This window comes from Pseudomonas sp. F007 (assembly GCF_057814275.1).
In genome coordinates this window covers 45,584-62,544 of sequence record NZ_JBVATA010000013.1, presented here as the reverse complement: position 1 = coordinate 62,544, position 16,961 = coordinate 45,584, and the positions used below count along the sequence as shown (strand labels likewise).

Annotated in this window: 14 protein-coding genes; 12 read left to right on the top strand and 2 right to left on the bottom strand. The window is 59.4% G+C overall.

The features are described 5' to 3' along the window. Positions 1-39 precede the first annotated feature (39 nt). Positions 40-444: a ferric iron uptake transcriptional regulator gene (fur, locus tag ACZYR5_RS28065; protein WP_489092452.1), complete on the top strand. Its 405-nt coding sequence runs from the start codon at positions 40-42 to the stop codon at positions 442-444. A 74-nt stretch (positions 445-518) separates the two neighbouring features. On the opposite strand, the gene recN is transcribed toward fur, so the two are convergent. Further along, entirely contained in the window at positions 519-2,192 is a 1,674-nt protein-coding gene (gene recN / locus ACZYR5_RS28060; RefSeq protein WP_489092451.1) for a DNA repair protein RecN, read from the bottom strand. A 249-nt stretch (positions 2,193-2,441) separates the two neighbouring features. Here recN and grpE point away from each other — a divergent pair, with 249 nt between their 5' ends. From grpE to ACZYR5_RS28020, 8 genes are all read left to right on the top strand, one after another. After that, a complete protein-coding gene (grpE, locus tag ACZYR5_RS28055; RefSeq protein ID WP_027619341.1) occupies positions 2,442-3,008 on the top strand; it encodes a nucleotide exchange factor GrpE in 567 nt (188 codons plus the stop codon). 102 nt (positions 3,009-3,110) lie between these two features. Continuing rightward, positions 3,111-5,027, top strand: a complete 1,917-nt coding sequence (gene dnaK / locus ACZYR5_RS28050; protein WP_489092450.1) for a molecular chaperone DnaK — start codon at positions 3,111-3,113, stop codon at positions 5,025-5,027. Between the two features lie 318 nt (positions 5,028-5,345). Continuing rightward, the gene (gene dnaJ, locus ACZYR5_RS28045; RefSeq protein ID WP_489092449.1) at positions 5,346-6,470 is read left to right on the top strand and encodes a molecular chaperone DnaJ; all 1,125 of its coding nucleotides are present in this window, start codon (positions 5,346-5,348) and stop codon (positions 6,468-6,470) included. Between the two features lie 10 nt (positions 6,471-6,480). Next, positions 6,481-7,287, top strand: a complete 807-nt coding sequence (gene dapB, locus ACZYR5_RS28040) for a 4-hydroxy-tetrahydrodipicolinate reductase (protein WP_489092448.1) — start codon at positions 6,481-6,483, stop codon at positions 7,285-7,287. A 260-nt stretch (positions 7,288-7,547) separates the two neighbouring features. Then, positions 7,548-8,684 carry a glutamine-hydrolyzing carbamoyl-phosphate synthase small subunit gene (gene carA, locus ACZYR5_RS28035; RefSeq protein ID WP_489092447.1) on the top strand — a complete coding sequence of 379 codons (1,137 nt, stop codon included), beginning with the start codon at positions 7,548-7,550 and terminating at the stop codon, positions 8,682-8,684. Between the two features lie 115 nt (positions 8,685-8,799). Continuing rightward, the gene (gene carB / locus ACZYR5_RS28030; RefSeq protein WP_489092446.1) at positions 8,800-12,021 is read left to right on the top strand and encodes a carbamoyl-phosphate synthase large subunit; all 3,222 of its coding nucleotides are present in this window, start codon (positions 8,800-8,802) and stop codon (positions 12,019-12,021) included. After that, positions 12,018-12,494: a transcription elongation factor GreA gene (gene greA / locus ACZYR5_RS28025; protein ID WP_003221530.1), complete on the top strand. Its 477-nt coding sequence runs from the start codon at positions 12,018-12,020 to the stop codon at positions 12,492-12,494. Before carB ends, greA begins: the two co-directional genes overlap by 4 nt. Before the next feature lie 28 nt (positions 12,495-12,522). Continuing rightward, on the top strand, positions 12,523-12,927 hold the full coding sequence (locus ACZYR5_RS28020; RefSeq protein ID WP_489092531.1) for an MFS transporter: 405 nt from the start codon (positions 12,523-12,525) through the stop codon (positions 12,925-12,927). Positions 12,928-12,936: 9 nt separating this feature from the next. On the opposite strand, the gene ACZYR5_RS28015 is transcribed toward ACZYR5_RS28020, so the two are convergent. Continuing rightward, entirely contained in the window at positions 12,937-13,245 is a 309-nt protein-coding gene (locus ACZYR5_RS28015; protein ID WP_007942889.1) for a YhbY family RNA-binding protein, read from the bottom strand. Positions 13,246-13,346: 101 nt separating this feature from the next. Here ACZYR5_RS28015 and rlmE point away from each other — a divergent pair, with 101 nt between their 5' ends. The 3 genes from rlmE to folP all read left to right on the top strand — a co-directional run bounded on the left by rlmE (position 13,347) and on the right by folP (position 16,949). Next, on the top strand, positions 13,347-13,976 hold the full coding sequence (rlmE, locus tag ACZYR5_RS28010) for a 23S rRNA (uridine(2552)-2'-O)-methyltransferase RlmE (RefSeq protein ID WP_489092445.1): 630 nt from the start codon (positions 13,347-13,349) through the stop codon (positions 13,974-13,976). A gap of 202 nt (positions 13,977-14,178) precedes the next feature. Continuing rightward, positions 14,179-16,089: an ATP-dependent zinc metalloprotease FtsH gene (gene ftsH, locus ACZYR5_RS28005; protein WP_489092444.1), complete on the top strand. Its 1,911-nt coding sequence runs from the start codon at positions 14,179-14,181 to the stop codon at positions 16,087-16,089. An 8-nt stretch (positions 16,090-16,097) separates the two neighbouring features. Beyond that, on the top strand, positions 16,098-16,949 hold the full coding sequence (gene folP, locus ACZYR5_RS28000) for a dihydropteroate synthase (RefSeq protein WP_489092443.1): 852 nt from the start codon (positions 16,098-16,100) through the stop codon (positions 16,947-16,949). The last annotated feature ends 12 nt before the right edge of the window (positions 16,950-16,961 follow it).

Here is a 16,961-nt window from a genome sequence, read left to right as displayed (position 1 = left end):
TAAGAGAAGCTGCGAAGCAGCATCGCGAGAAAGCTGACCATGGTTGAAAATAGCGAACTACGCAAAGCCGGCCTCAAAGTGACCCTGCCACGGGTCAAGATTCTGCAAATGCTCGACTCCACCGAGCAGCGTCACATGAGTGCAGAAGATGTCTACAAGGCCCTGATGGAAGCTGGTGAGGACGTTGGCCTGGCCACGGTTTACCGTGTCCTGACCCAGTTCGAAGCGGCTGGTCTTGTGGTCCGTCACAACTTCGACGGCGGCCATGCGGTCTTCGAATTGGCTGACGGCGGTCACCACGACCATATGGTCAACGTGGATTCCGGTGAAGTGATCGAATTCTTCGACGAAGAGATCGAAAAACTTCAGAAGGCGATCGTCGAGAAGCATGGCTACGAGATGGTCGATCACAACCTGGTGCTGTACGTACGCGCCAAGAAGTAAGCATGTCGCGCGGATCCAGGTCCGCGAAACGAACGAAGGCGACCCAAGGGTCGCCTTCGTGCTGTCTGGCGCCTTCAAATTTTTGCAGTGACGACCATTTTTTTCGCGTGAGCCAGGGATTCCTTGGTCAGGTCGATGCCGCCCAGCATCCGCGCCACTTCTTCTATTCGCTCGGTTTTGCTCAGTTTGGACACCGCGGTGCGCGTGGCTTCCTCTTCGCGAACCTTGTGCACGAACAGGTGCTGATGCCCTTGGGAGGCCACTTGCGGCAAGTGGGTGACTGTCAGTACCTGGCCTCGCTCGCCAAGGCGACGCAGGAGTTGGCCGACAATTTCTGCAGTCGGCCCGCCGATGCCCACATCCACTTCATCGAACACCAGGGTCGGAATGCGCGAGGTTTGCGCGGTGATCACCTGGATCGCCAGGCTGATACGCGACAACTCGCCACCGGAAGCCACTTTGGCCAGGGCCTTGAGGGGCTGGCCGGGGTTGGCGCTGACCAGTAGTTCGACCTGCTCCAGGCCGTTGGGCAGTAGCTCGGCGCTGGTGTTGGGGCGCAACTCGATGGTGAAGCGGCCGCCGGGCATGCCCAGGCGCTGGATTTCCTGTTCGACGGCGTGGGCCAGGCTGGAGGAAGCCTGATGGCGCAGGTCGCTCAGCTCGCGGGCTTTTTCCTGGTAATGGCGGGCAAATGCCCCCAACTCTTCGCTGAGGCGTTCGATGGACTCATCGTTGGCGTTCAGGGTTTCGATTTCGTCCAGCAGTCGTTGCTGCAGCTCGGCGACCTCGGTGGGCTGGATCCGGTGTTTGCGCGCCAGGGTATAGATGGTGTCCAGGCGTTCTTCAAGTTGTTGCAGGCGCGCCGGGTCGGCGTCGAAGTGGTCGAGGAAGCGATTCAGTTCTCCGACGGCTTCTTCGACCTGGATCTGTGCACTGGTCAGCAGGTTGGTGGCCTCGCCCAGAGCGTTGGACGAGCCGTTGACGCTGGACAGGCGATTGAGGCTGGCGGTCAGTGCATTCAGGACGTTGCCCGAATCACTCTCGCTGCACTGCTCGACGACCTGGCGGCAGATGCCCAGCAGGGTTTCGGCGTTGGTCAGGTTCTTGTGCTCTAGCTCAAGCTGCTCCAGCTCGTTGTCGCCGAGGGCAAGGTTTTCCAGCTCTTCGAGTTGATAGCTGAGCAACTGGTGGCGGGCGCGCTGCTCGTCACCGGAGTTGGACAGGCGCTCCAGTTCCTGGCGGGTCTGGCGCCAGCGCTGGGCGGCCAGTTGCACCTGGCGGGCAAGGTCGGTGGCGCCGGCGTATTCGTCGAGCAGTCGGCGATGGGTCTCGGTTTTCAGCAGCGACTGGTGTTCATGCTGGCTGTGAATGTCGATCAGCAGTTCGCCCAGGGCTTTGAGATCTCCCAGCGGACAGGTGGTGCCATTGATGTAGCCGCGCGAACGGCCCTCGGCGGTAATCACCCGGCGCAGGATGCACGGGCCGTCGCTGTCGAGGTCGCGCTCGGCCAGCCAGGCGCGGGCTTCGGGGATGTCCACCAGGTCGAAGGTGGCGAGGATGTCGGCCTTTTCGGCGCCCGGGCGAACCACGCCGCTGTCGGCGCGATCGCCCAGGGTCAGGCCCAGGGCGTCGAGCATGATCGACTTGCCGGCGCCGGTTTCGCCTGTGATCACGCTCATCCCGCGATCCAGTTCCAGATCGAGATGTTCAACGATGGCGTAGTTGTGTACCGACAGGTGCACCAGCATAAAAGGCCGCTCCCAAGCGAAATGTCTGGTTATTTATACAGTAGTTTATTTGCGCCTGACAATGCCCCTGTTTAGCTCGATTTGCTTGGAGCTGGCGGTTTTTTACAACCGGCCAAGGACAAAGCACGGCTTTTTATGTGGGTAATGCAATTGCGCGCACGACGAGCCCTTGAACCGGCGAATTGCGACCCCATATACCGGGACAGAAGCGCGAGTCGAGATCGCGCACGATTTTGAAAGGAGAAATCTATGGCTGACGAACAGACACTGGATACGCAAAACCCAGACGCCAATCAGGCTTCCCAAGCATCGGGTGAAGACCTGGTGGCTCGTGTACAAGTGCTCGAGGAGCAACTGGCTGGCGCTCAGGATCAAGCTTTGCGTGTTGCGGCTGATCTGCAGAACGTCCGCCGTCGCGCCGAGCAGGATGTAGAAAAAGCGCACAAATTCGCCCTGGAAAAATTCGCCGGCGACCTGCTGCCGATCATCGACAGCCTGGAGCGCGGCCTGGAGTTGTCCAACCCGGACGACGAAAGCATTCGCCCAATGCGCGAAGGGATCGAGCTGACCCTGAAAATGTTCCAGGACACCCTGAAGCGTTATCAGCTGGAAGCGATCGATCCTGAAGGCGAGCCGTTCAATGCCGAGCACCACCAGGCAATGGCCATGCAGGAAAGCGCCGACATGGAGCCCAACAGCGTGTTGAAGGTGTTCCAGAAGGGCTACGTGCTCAACGGCCGCCTGCTGCGCCCGGCCATGGTTGTGGTCAGCAAGGCGCCTGCGCCGGTTTCGCCTTCGATTGACGAGCAGGCTTGAAATCCGCCGCAAGGCCCCCATTTATAAGTCAAGCGTTTAAGTATTACCGCAGTTAGCCACCACTGCTGCGGCAACCAAATCCAAAGTTTCGGGAGAGTGAACATGGGCAAAATTATCGGTATCGACCTGGGGACCACCAACTCCTGCGTCTCCATTCTTGAAAACGGCAACGTCAAAGTTATCGAAAACGCCGAAGGCGCGCGCACCACGCCGTCGATCATCGCGTACGCCAACGATGGCGAAATCCTGGTTGGCCAGTCGGCCAAGCGTCAGGCAGTGACCAATCCGCACAACACCCTGTACGCGGTGAAGCGTCTGATCGGTCGTCGCTTCGAAGAAGAAGTGGTACAGAAAGACATCCAGATGGTCCCTTACAAGATCGTCAAGGCGGACAACGCCGACGCCTGGGTAGAAGTGAACGGCCATAAAATGTCGCCGCCACAGATCTCGGCTGAAATCCTGAAGAAAATGAAGAAAACCGCCGAAGATTACCTCGGCGAAGCAGTGACTGAAGCGGTGATCACCGTTCCTGCTTACTTCAACGACAGCCAGCGCCAGGCGACCAAAGACGCCGGACGTATTGCTGGTCTTGACGTGAAACGTATCATCAACGAACCAACCGCAGCCGCTCTGGCTTACGGTATGGACAAGGCCAAGGGCGATCACACCGTGATCGTTTATGACCTGGGTGGCGGTACCTTCGACGTATCCGTGATCGAAATCGCTGAAGTCGATGGCGAGCACCAGTTCGAAGTATTGGCAACCAACGGTGACACGTTCCTCGGCGGTGAAGACTTCGACATTCGTCTGATCGACTACCTCGTCGACGAATTCAAGAAAGAAAGCGGCATGAACCTCAAAGGTGACCCGCTGGCGATGCAGCGCCTGAAAGAAGCCGCTGAAAAAGCCAAGATCGAGCTGTCTTCGAGCCTGCAGACCGACGTCAACCTGCCGTACATCACTGCAGATGCGACCGGTCCTAAGCACTTGAACGTGAAAATCTCCCGCGCCAAGCTGGAAGCGCTGGTGGAAGACCTGGTTCAACGCACCATCGAGCCTTGCCGCATCGCGCTGAAAGACTCGGGTATCGACGTTGGCGCGATCAACGACGTGATCCTGGTCGGTGGCCAGACTCGTATGCCGCTGGTACAGAAAGCAGTAACCGATTTCTTCGGTAAAGAAGCACGTAAAGACGTGAACCCGGACGAAGCAGTGGCCATGGGTGCTGCTATCCAGGGCGCGGTACTGGCCGGTGACGTGAAAGACGTCCTGCTGCTCGACGTCAGCCCGCTGACCCTGGGTATCGAAACCATGGGCGGCGTGATGACTGCGCTGATCGAGAAAAACACCACGATTCCGACCAAGAAATCGCAAGTGTTCTCGACTGCCGATGACAACCAGGGCGCTGTGACCATTCACGTGCTGCAAGGTGAGCGTAAGCAAGCGGCGCAGAACAAGTCTCTGGGCAAGTTCGACCTGGCCGAGATTCCACCAGCACCACGTGGCGTGCCACAAATTGAAGTGACCTTCGACATCGACGCCAACGGCATTCTGCACGTAGGCGCCAAGGACAAGGCCACCGGCAAGACTCAGTCGATCGTGATCAAGGCCAACTCCGGTCTGTCCGAGGAAGAAATTCAGCAAATGATTCGCGATGCTGAAACCAACGCCGACGAAGACCGCAAGTTCGAAGAGCTGGCCTCTGCCCGTAACCAGGGTGATGCGCTGGTCCACTCGACTCGCAAGATGATCGCCGATGCTGGCGACAAGGTGAGCGCTGAAGAGAAGACTGCAATCGAAGCGGCAGTGGTTGCCCTGGAAGCCGCCGTCAAAGGCGACGACAAGGCTGCCATCGAAGCCAAGGTTGAAGAGCTGTCGAAAGTCTCCGCTCCAGTGGCGCAGAAGATGTACGCCGAACAGGCTCAGCCAGCTGAAGGCGCAGCCGCGCAAGGTGAGTCGGCTCAGAAGGCGGATGACGTTGTCGACGCCGAGTTTGAAGAAGTCAAAGACCAGAAGTAAGTAGTTGGTCGGCCGGTTGACTGCCTTTGTGCGGTGACTGGTAGGATGTCGCCGCGCGGGAGCTTGCTCCCGCGTTGGCGTGTCTGGAGTAGACGAATTTTTACAGCATGCGACAGTGTTCGGGTGCTGGCGGTGCGCTCGGGAATGCTCCTGCTTCCCGGCTCATGAGTACCGCACCTGCAGGGCGCTGACCCTGCAGCCATCAAAGACCAGGATCGTTGAATTGACGTGAGTTGGGTCCGGGCCTGTATTGGGGCTCAACGAGTTTGGCAAGGCTCAGGAGGGGTTTGCCGGACGTCCTTAAGAGTGCAAAGACTTATGGCAAAGCGTGACTATTACGAAGTGTTGGGTGTTGAGCGTGGCTCAAGCGAAGCAGACCTGAAGAAGGCCTACCGCCGCCTGGCGATGAAGCACCACCCGGACCGTAATCCTGACGACAAAGCGTCGGAAGAATTGTTCAAGGAGGCCAACGAGGCCTACGAAGTATTGTCCGATTCCAGCAAGCGCGCGGCGTACGACCAGTACGGTCACGCCGGTGTCGACCCAAGCATGGGTGGCGGCGGTGCCGGTTTTGGCGGGCAGAACTTCTCCGATATCTTCGGTGATGTGTTCAGCGATTTCTTCGGTGGCGGTCGCGGCGGTTCCCGTGGCGGCGCCCAGCGCGGCAGTGACCTGCGCTACACCCTGGAGCTGAACCTGGAGGAAGCGGTGCGCGGCACCACGGTAAATATCCGTGTGCCGACCCTGGTCAACTGCAATCCATGCGACGGTTCGGGTGCGAAGAAAGGCTCTTCGCCAGTGACCTGCCCGACCTGTGGCGGCATCGGTCAGGTGCGCATGCAGCAAGGCTTCTTCTCGGTGCAGCAGACCTGCCCGCGCTGCCATGGCCAGGGCAAGATCATTTCCGACCCGTGCAACTCCTGCAACGGCGAAGGGCGTGTCGAAGAGTACAAGACCCTGTCGGTGAAAGTGCCGGCTGGCGTCGATACCGGCGATCGTATCCGCCTGTCGGGCGAAGGCGAAGCGGGCACCCAGGGTGGGCCGACCGGCGACCTGTACGTGGTGATCAACGTGCGTGAGCACGCGATCTTCCAGCGCGACGGCAAGCACCTGTTCTGCGAAGTGCCAATCAGCTTCGTTGACGCGGCATTGGGTGGCGAGCTGGAAATTCCGACCCTGGATGGTCGGGTCAAACTGAAAATTCCTGAAGGCACTCAGACCGGCAAGCAGTTCCGTGTTCGCGGCAAAGGCGTTGCGCCGGTGCGTGGCGGCGGTGCGGGCGATCTGATGTGCCGCGTCGCGGTCGAGACGCCGGTCAACCTCAGCCGTCGTCAGCGCGAATTGCTGGAAGAATTCCGCAGCTCGCTGGCGGACGATAACAGCCACTCGCCGAAAACCACCGGCTGGTTCGAAGGCGTGAAGCGTTTCTTCGGCGACCTGTAAGGAAACTGGTATGCGACGTATAGCTGTGATGGGCGCCGCCGGGCGCATGGGCAAGATTCTGGTGGAGGCGGTGCAGCAACGCGCGCCGCTGACCGGCCTGACCGCGGCCATTGTGCGCCCCGGCAGCACCTTGATTGGCGTCGATGCCGGTGAGCTGGCCTCGCTGGGCCGTATCGGCGTGCCGCTGGTGGGTAACCTGGAAGCGGTGGCGGAGGAGTTCGATGTGTTGATCGACTTCACCCTGCCGGAAGTCATGCTGAAAAACCTCGCGTTCTGCCGCAAGGCGGGCAAGGCCATGGTCATTGGTACCACTGGCCTGGATGCCGCGCAGAAGCAGTTGCTGGCGGATGCGGGCAAGGACATTCCGATCGTCTTCGCCGCCAACTTCAGTGTCGGCGTCAACCTGTCGCTGAAGTTGCTCGACATGGCGGCGCGGGTCCTGGGTGACGAGGCGGATGTGGAAATCATCGAGGCTCATCACCGGCACAAGATCGATGCGCCGTCGGGTACTGCGCTGCGCATGGGCGAGGTCATTGCCGATGCCCTGGGGCGTGATCTGCAAGAGGTCGCGGTCTATGGTCGCGAAGGGCATACCGGCGCACGTGATCGCCAGACCATCGGCTTTGCCACGGTTCGCGGTGGTGATGTGGTGGGTGATCACACGGTGCTGTTCGCCTGTGAGGGCGAGCGCCTGGAAGTGACGCACAAAGCGTCGAGTCGCATGACCTTCGCCAAGGGTGCGGTGCGTGCAGCCCTGTGGCTGGATGCGCGCGAACCAGGCCTGTATGACATGCAAGACGTGCTCGAATTGCGGTAAGATGCGCCCGAAATCGGGCTCGAGCTCAGTGTTCGAGCCCGTTTTTACCTCGCCAAGCGACGACCTGTCGCATTCTCCGGCCTTTCAGGCTCATTGGCGGTAGACCAAAAGGCCCTTTTTCTGTAAGCTACAGCTTTAGTGTGTCCACTAAAAGCGCGCAGAATAATTCAGTGAAAAAAGCGGGGTGACGTGTCCATACGTCACTCCGCTTTTTTACAACCTGCGATCGCCCCTTCAGGCTTTATTTACGGGAGGTCTTCTTGACTAAGCCAGCCATACTCGCCCTTGCTGATGGCAGCATTTTTCGTGGCGAAGCCATTGGAGCCGACGGCCAGACCGTTGGAGAGGTGGTGTTCAACACCGCCATGACCGGCTATCAGGAAATCCTTACCGATCCTTCCTACGCCCAGCAAATCGTTACCCTGACTTACCCGCACATCGGCAACACCGGCACCACGCCGGAAGACGCCGAGTCCAACCGTGTGTGGTCTGCCGGCCTGGTCATCCGTGACCTGCCACTGGTTGCGAGCAACTGGCGTAACACGATGTCCCTGTCCGACTACCTGAAAGCCAACAACGTGGTGGCTATCGCCGGTATCGACACCCGCCGCCTGACGCGCATCCTGCGTGAGAAAGGCGCGCAGAACGGCTGCATCATGGCCGGTGACAACATTTCCGAAGAAGCGGCCATTGCAGCGGCGCGCGGCTTCCCGGGCTTGAAGGGCATGGACCTGGCGAAAGTCGTCAGCACCAAAGAGCAATACGAGTGGCGCTCGACTGTCTGGGATCTGAAGACCGACAGCCACGCCACCATCGATGCCAGCGAACTGCCGCACCACGTCGTGGCCTACGACTACGGCGTCAAGGCCAACATCCTGCGCATGCTGGTCGAGCGCGGTTGCCGCGTGACCGTGGTGCCGGCGCAGACGCCTGCTGCCGACGTGCTGGCGCTGAATCCGGACGGCGTGTTCCTGTCCAACGGCCCAGGTGACCCTGAGCCTTGCGACTACGCGATCCAGGCCATCAAGGAAGTGCTCGAGACCGAGATTCCGGTGTTCGGCATCTGCCTGGGTCACCAACTGCTGGCCCTGGCGTCCGGCGCCAAGACCCTGAAAATGGGTCACGGCCACCACGGTGCCAACCACCCGGTGCAGGACCTGGACTCCGGTGTGGTGATGATCACCAGCCAGAACCACGGTTTTGCCGTGGACGAAGAAACCCTGCCGGCCAACGTACGGGCGATCCACAAATCGCTGTTCGACGGCACCCTGCAAGGTATCGAGCGTACCGACAAGAGCGCCTTCAGCTTCCAGGGTCACCCTGAAGCCAGCCCTGGCCCGAACGACGTGGCGCCTCTGTTCGATCGCTTCATCAACGAGATGGCCAAGCGACGCTGATCGCTGGCCTTGATGGAATGAAGCTTGAGGGCGGTCCCGACAACGGCGGCCCCCTCAAGTCAAAGATTGAACAAGACGGCTTGCCGACTGACCTGCGGATTTGAGTGACAAACCCATGCCAAAACGTACAGACATTAAAAGCATCCTGATTCTCGGCGCTGGCCCGATCGTGATCGGCCAGGCCTGCGAATTCGACTACTCCGGCGCCCAGGCTTGCAAAGCCCTGCGCGAAGAGGGTTACCGCGTCATCCTGGTGAACTCCAACCCGGCCACCATCATGACCGACCCGGCCATGGCCGACGCCACCTACATCGAACCGATCAAGTGGCAGACCGTTGCCAAGATCATCGAGAAAGAGCGTCCGGACGCACTGCTGCCGACCATGGGTGGCCAGACCGCTCTGAACTGCGCCCTGGACCTGGAGCGCGAAGGCGTCCTGGAGAAGTTCGGCGTAGAGATGATCGGTGCCAACGCCGACACCATCGACAAGGCTGAAGACCGTTCGCGTTTCGACAAGGCGATGAAATCCATCGGCCTGGCGTGCCCGCGTTCCGGTATCGCCCACAGCATGGAAGAAGCCAACGCGGTCCTCGAGACCCTGGGCTTCCCGTGCATCATCCGTCCGTCCTTCACCATGGGCGGCACCGGTGGCGGCATCGCCTACAACCGTGAAGAATTCGAAGAAATCTGCTCCCGCGGCCTCGACCTGTCGCCGACCAAAGAGCTGCTGATCGACGAATCGCTGATCGGCTGGAAAGAATATGAAATGGAAGTTGTCCGCGACAAAAAGGACAACTGCATCATTGTCTGCTCGATCGAAAACTTCGACCCGATGGGCGTGCACACCGGTGACTCGATCACCGTGGCTCCGGCACAGACCCTGACCGACAAGGAATACCAGATCCTGCGTAACGCCTCGCTGGCGGTACTGCGCGAGATCGGCGTCGAGACTGGCGGTTCCAACGTGCAGTTCGGTATCTGCCCGGACACCGGCCGCATGGTCGTGATCGAGATGAACCCGCGGGTTTCCCGCTCCTCGGCCCTGGCTTCGAAAGCCACCGGCTTCCCGATCGCCAAGGTCGCGGCCAAGCTGGCTGTGGGTTACACCCTGGATGAGCTGTCGAACGACATCACCGGCGGCAAGACCCCGGCGTCCTTCGAGCCGTCGATCGACTACGTCGTGACCAAGCTGCCACGTTTCGCCTTCGAGAAATTCGCCAAGGCTGACGCGCGCCTGACCACCCAGATGAAATCGGTGGGCGAAGTCATGGCCATCGGCCGGACCTTCCAGGAATCCCTGCAGAAAGCGCTGCGTGGCTTGGAAGTGGGCGTTTGCGGCCTGGATGAGAAGCTCGATCTGAAAAACCCGGAAAGCATGAGCGTGCTCAAGCGCGAACTGACCGTGCCGGGCGCCGAGCGTATCTGGTACGTGGCGGATGCCTTCCGTGCCGGCATGACGGTCGAGCAGATCTTCGGCATGAACATGATCGACCCTTGGTTCCTGGTGCAGATCGAAGACCTGATCAAGGAAGAAGAGAAGGTCAAGACCCTGGGTCTGTCGGCCATCGACCGCGACCTGATGTTCCGCCTCAAGCGCAAGGGTTTCTCCGACCAGCGTCTGGCCAAGCTCCTGGGTGTGACCGAGAAGAGCCTGCGTGCTCACCGTCACAAGCTGGAAATCTTCCCGGTCTACAAGCGCGTCGACACCTGCGCGGCCGAGTTCGCCACTGACACCGCTTACCTGTACTCGACCTACGAGGAAGAGTGCGAAGCGGCGCCATCGGGTCGCGACAAGATCATGATCCTGGGTGGCGGTCCTAACCGTATTGGCCAGGGCATCGAGTTCGACTACTGCTGCGTACACGCGGCACTGGCGCTGCGCGACGACGGTTACGAGACCATCATGGTCAACTGCAACCCGGAAACCGTCTCCACCGACTACGACACCTCCGATCGCCTGTACTTCGAACCAGTAACCCTGGAAGACGTGCTGGAAATCGTCCGCGTCGAGAAGCCGAAAGGCGTGATCGTTCAGTACGGTGGCCAGACTCCGCTGAAACTGGCGCGTGCCCTGGAAGCCGCTGGCGTGCCGATCATCGGTACCAGCCCTGACGCGATCGACCGTGCCGAAGACCGTGAGCGCTTCCAGCAGATGGTTCAGCGCCTGAACCTGCGTCAGCCGCCAAACGCCACTGTGCGCAGCGAAGACGAAGCGATTCGTGCCGCCAGCAAGATCGGTTACCCGCTGGTGGTGCGTCCGTCCTATGTACTGGGCGGCCGTGCGATGGAAATCGTTTACGAAGAAGAAGAGCTCAAGCGCTACCTGCGTGAAGCGGTGCAAGTGTCCAACGACAGCCCGGTGCTGCTGGACCACTTCCTCAACTGCGCCATCGAAATGGACGTGGATGCGGTCTGCGACGGCAAGGACGTAGTGATCGGCGCAATCATGCAGCACATCGAGCAGGCCGGTGTTCACTCCGGTGACTCCGCATGCTCGCTGCCGCCGTACTCGCTGCCGGCGCACATCCAGGACGAGATGCGTGAACAGGTCAAGAAAATGGCCCTGGAGCTCGGCGTTGTCGGTCTGATGAACGTGCAGTTGGCACTGCAGGGCGAAGACATCTACGTCATCGAAGTCAACCCGCGCGCTTCCCGTACCGTACCGTTCGTATCCAAGTGCATCGGTGTTTCCCTGGCAATGATCGCTGCCCGCGTGATGGCCGGTAAAACCCTGCAGGAGCTGGGCTTCACCAAGGAAATCATCCCGAACTTCTACAGTGTGAAAGAGGCGGTGTTCCCATTCGCCAAATTCCCTGGCGTTGACCCGATCCTCGGCCCAGAGATGAAGTCGACCGGTGAAGTGATGGGCGTGGGCGACACCTTCGGTGAAGCATTCGCCAAGGCCCAGATGGGCGCCAGCGAAGTGCTGCCGACCGGCGGTACTGCGTTCATCAGCGTTCGCGATGATGACAAGCCGCTGGTTGCCGGTGTTGCGCGTGACCTGATCAACCTCGGCTTCGAAGTGGTTGCGACCGCGGGTACCGCCAAGCTGATCGAAGCTGCCGGCCTGAAAGTACGTCGTGTGAACAAGGTGACCGAAGGTCGTCCGCACGTGGTCGACATGATCAAGAATGACGAAGTCACCCTGATCATCAACACCACTGAAGGCCGTCAGTCGATCGCCGACTCCTATTCCATTCGTCGCAACGCCTTGCAGCACAAGATCTACTGCACCACCACCATTGCTGCTGGCGAAGCGATCTGCGAAGCGCTGAAGTTCGGCCCCGAGAAGACCGTGCGCCGCTTGCAGGATCTGCATGCAGGATTGAAGGCATGATCAAATACCCAATGACCGTCCAGGGCGCCAAAGCCCTGGAAGAGGAGCACGCCCATCTGACCAAGGTCGTTCGTCCGAAGCTCAGTCAGGACATCGGAACGGCCCGCGAGTTGGGTGACTTGAAGGAAAACGCCGAATACCACGCTGCTCGCGAGCAGCAGGGTATGGTCGAGGCGCGGATTCGTGACATTGAAGGCCGGATTCAGAATCAGGTCATCATCGATGTCACGACCATTCCTCATACCGGCAAGGTGATCTTCGGCACCACCGTCGAAATCGCCAACGTCGAGACTGATGAAAGCGTCACTTACCACATCGTGGGTGAGGATGAAGCTGACTTCAAACTCGGCAAGATTTCCGTCGGCTCCCCCCTGGCCCGTGCCTTGATCGGCAAGGAAGAGGGTGATGTGGTTGCGGTGAAAACGCCAAGCGGCGTTATCGAGTACGAGATTGTTGAAGTCCGCCATATCTGAAGGCTGGCGCTCGCTGCGTGCGGGCGCGATGCTTTGGCAGCTGGCCCAGATGTTGTGGGTCGGCGGCCTGTGGCTGCTGCATATCGGTCTGCTGCCGGTGCTGGGTCGAATTGGCCTGGCGCCGCTGCTGATCGACGAAATTTCAAGCATGCTGAGTGCGCTGCTGGTCGGTTTTTCAGCGGCGTGCGTGGTGTCTCAAATCCTGGTGCTGGTTCAGGCCAAGGGCCTTGTCAGTCTATGGCGCGATATTCGCGGGCAACTGCTGTTGATGGCGCTGTACGCAAGCACGATGTATTTCGTGGTGCGTGTCCAGTGGCCCGAGGCGCAGCAATGGGCACTGTTCAGCTATCTGGTGCTGGGTTTTTCCGGTTTGCTGCTGGTGTTGCAGCCGGTCCCGGGATGGGGTGGCAGGGTGCGCGAAGCACACCCTTGACCCGTTTCATCACTTGAAGCGGTGGACGTTCGACAGTTGCTTGTTTACGCTGAAGTTCTTGCGATAAATCAGTGCCATCTTGCCGATGACCTGAACCAGGTCCGCTTTGCCGACCTTGCACAGTTCGGCAATGGACGCCAGGCGCGATTCACGGTCGAGGATGTTGAGCTTGATCTTGATCAGCTCGTGATCCGCCAAGGCGCGTTCAAGCTCGGCTAATACACCTTCAGTCAAGCCGTTGTCTGCCACAATCAGAACTGGTTTCAGATGGTGGCCAATGGATTTGTACTGTTTCTTCTGCTCTTGAGTGAGCGGCATAATCTGACCCTTTCGTCTGGATTCTGTAAAATGGCGGCCATTTTACCCGAGGGCTCGTTGATCCGCCCAACTAATCACGACCCTAATCATCGAGGTGCCCAGTGGCGCGTTCCAAGACAAGCCTTGGTTGGCTGAAAAGACATGTCAACGATCCCTATGTGAAGCAGGCGCAGAAGGATGGCTACCGCTCGCGTGCGAGTTACAAGCTCCTGGAGATCCAGGAGAAATACAAACTGATCCGCCCAGGCATGAGCGTTGTCGACCTGGGGGCGGCCCCGGGTGGCTGGTCGCAGGTCACCAGTCGGCTGATCGGTGGTCAGGGGCGCCTGATTGCTTCGGATATCCTGGAAATGGACAGCATCCCGGATGTGACTTTCATCCAGGGTGATTTCACCGAGGACGCCGTGCTCGGGCAAATCCTCGAGGCCGTCGGTAATTCGCAGGTGGACCTTGTGATTTCCGATATGGCCCCCAATATGAGTGGTACGCCTGAGGTGGACATGCCAAAAGCCATGTTCCTCTGCGAGCTGGCGCTTGATTTGGCGGAGCGGATTCTCAAGCCGGGTGGCAATTTTGTGATCAAGATCTTTCAGGGCGAAGGCTTCGATGTCTACCTGAAGGATGCGCGCAAGAAGTTCGACAAGATCCAGATGATCAAGCCGGATTCTTCTCGTGGCAGTTCTCGCGAGCAATACATGCTGGCTTGGGGCTACCGCCGCGAAAGCGAGTAAGGCGAGGTTTTTTGGCGGGGCGATAGGTTTTTCATATTTCGCCTCGCGTGCATAAGCGAATATTGTGTAGGAAGTGTTTCACAAAGGGTTACAGACGGCGCCTGCCAGAGCTGTACGTAATGTAGTAAGTTAGGCCGGTGAATATCATGCGAAGCGCGCGCCAGTTGCGGAGCTTGCTTCAGAGGGTAGTTAATTGAACGATATGGCAAAGAATCTTATCCTGTGGTTGATCATCGCCGCGGTCCTGGTGACCGTGATGAACAACTTCTCCAGCCCTAACGAGCCGCAGACCCTCAACTATTCCGACTTCATCCAGCAGGTCAAGGATGGCAAGGTCGAGCGCGTAGCCGTTGATGGCTATGTCATTACTGGCAAGCGCACTGATGGCGACAGCTTCAAGACCATTCGTCCGGCGATCCAGGACAACGGTCTGATCGGCGACCTCGTGGACAATCACGTCGTTGTCGAAGGCAAGCAGCCTGAACAGCAAAGCATCTGGACTCAACTGCTGGTTGCCAGCTTCCCGATCCTGGTGATTATCGCCGTGTTCATGTTCTTCATGCGCCAGATGCAGGGTGGTGCTGGGGGCAAGGGCGGGCCGATGAGCTTCGGCAAGAGCAAGGCGCGCCTGCTCTCCGAAGATCAGGTGAAGACGACCTTGTCTGACGTCGCCGGTTGCGACGAGGCCAAGGAAGAGGTGGGTGAGTTGGTCGAGTTCCTGCGCGATCCGGGCAAATTCCAGCGCCTGGGTGGCCGCATTCCTCGCGGCGTGCTGATGGTCGGCCCGCCAGGTACCGGTAAAACCCTGTTGGCCAAGGCGATTGCCGGCGAAGCCAAAGTGCCTTTCTTCACCATCTCCGGTTCCGACTTTGTCGAAATGTTCGTCGGTGTCGGTGCCAGCCGTGTTCGTGACATGTTCGAACAGGCGAAAAAACACGCACCTTGCATCATCTTCATCGATGAAATCGACGCCGTCGGTCGTCATCGTGGCGCTGGCATGGGCGGTGGTCACGACGAGCGTGAGCAGACCCTCAACCAGTTGCTGGTAGAGATGGACGGCTTCGAAATGAATGACGGCATCATCGTCATCGCCGCGACCAACCGTCCGGATGTGCTGGACCCAGCATTGCTGCGTCCGGGCCGCTTCGACCGTCAGGTGGTCGTAGGTCTTCCGGATATCCGTGGTCGTGAGCAGATCCTCAAGGTTCACATGCGCAAAGTGCCAATGGGTGACGACGTTGCTCCAGCGGTCATCGCTCGTGGTACCCCTGGCTTCTCCGGTGCCGACCTGGCCAACCTGGTCAACGAGGCCTCGCTGTTCGCTGCCCGTGCCGGCAAGCGTATTGTCGAGATGAAGGAATTCGAACTGGCCAAGGACAAGATCATGATGGGCGCCGAGCGCAAATCCATGGTCATGTCCGAGAAAGAAAAACAGAACACCGCGTATCACGAAGCTGGTCACGCGATTGTCGGCCGAGTGGTGCCTGAGCACGATCCGGTCTACAAGGTCTCGATCATCCCGCGCGGTCGTGCGCTGGGTGTGACCATGTTCCTGCCTGAAGAAGATCGCTACAGCCTGTCCAAGCGTGCGTTGATCAGCCAGATCTGCTCGCTGTACGGTGGTCGTATCGCGGAAGAAATGACCCTGGGCTTCGATGGTGTCACCACCGGTGCCTCGAACGACATCATGCGCGCCAGCCAGATTGCGCGGAACATGGTGACCAAGTGGGGTCTTTCGGAAAAACTCGGACCATTGATGTACGCCGAGGAAGAAGGCGAGGTGTTCCTGGGTCGTGGCGGCGGTGGTCAACACGCCAGCTTCTCCGGCGAGACGGCCAAGCTGATCGACTCCGAAGTGCGCAGTATCATTGACCAGTGCTACGGCACGGCCAAGCAGATCCTCACGGACAATCGCGACAAGCTGGATGCAATGGCCGATGCGCTGATGAAGTACGAAACCATCGATGCCGAGCAAATCGATGACATCATGGCGGGTCGTCCGCCACGTGAGCCGCGTGACTGGTCGGGTGGTACGGGTACTTCCAGTACTCCGCCAGTGGTACAGGATGAGCGTCCGCAAACCCCTATCGGTGGCCCGGCTGCCGACGTATAAGGCTTGAAATGAACTCTGTTCAGTCCTCGACCCGGTTGCCTTGCGGCAACCGGGTTCTTGATTTGGCCCGTGCGCATGTCATGGGTATTCTCAATGTCACTCCCGATTCGTTCTCTGATGGTGGTCGTTTCAGTCAGCTTGATGCTGCCCTGAAACACGCCGAGGCGATGGTGTCCGCTGGCGCGACCCTGATTGATGTCGGGGGTGAGTCGACCCGGCCAGGTGCTCGAGCGGTCTCGCCGCTGGAGGAGCTGGAGCGCGTGGCGCCGATCGTCGAGCGGATCCATCGTGAACTTGATGTCATTATCTCGGTCGATACTTCCACGCCGGCGGTCATGCGTGAAACGGCGCGATTGGGTGCGGGCTTGATCAACGATGTTCGCTCTCTGCGTCGCGACGGTGCGCTGGATGCTGCTGCCGCCACCGGCCTGCCGGTGTGCCTGATGCACATGCTCGGCGAACCGGGCGATATGCAGGACAATCCCCACTATGCTGATGTAACACGCGAGGTCGGCGAGTTTCTTGCCGAGCGCGTTGCGCAGTGTGCTGCCGTGGGTATTCCCGCAGAGCGGATTATCCTCGATCCGGGGTTTGGCTTTGCGAAAACCCTGCAACACAACCTGAGCTTGTTCAAACACATGGAAGACCTGCATCAGCTTGGTCGTCCGCTGCTGGTAGGGGTGTCGCGCAAAAGCATGATTGGCCATGCGTTGAATCGCCCGGTTGGCGAGCGATTGCATGGAGGCCTGGCACTTGCCGCCCTGGCGTTGACCAAGGGTGCGCGCATCCTGCGGGTGCATGACGTGGCCGAAACAGTGGACGTAGTACGGATGATCGCAGCAGTAGAATCAGCCGAATAAGAATGATGGAGC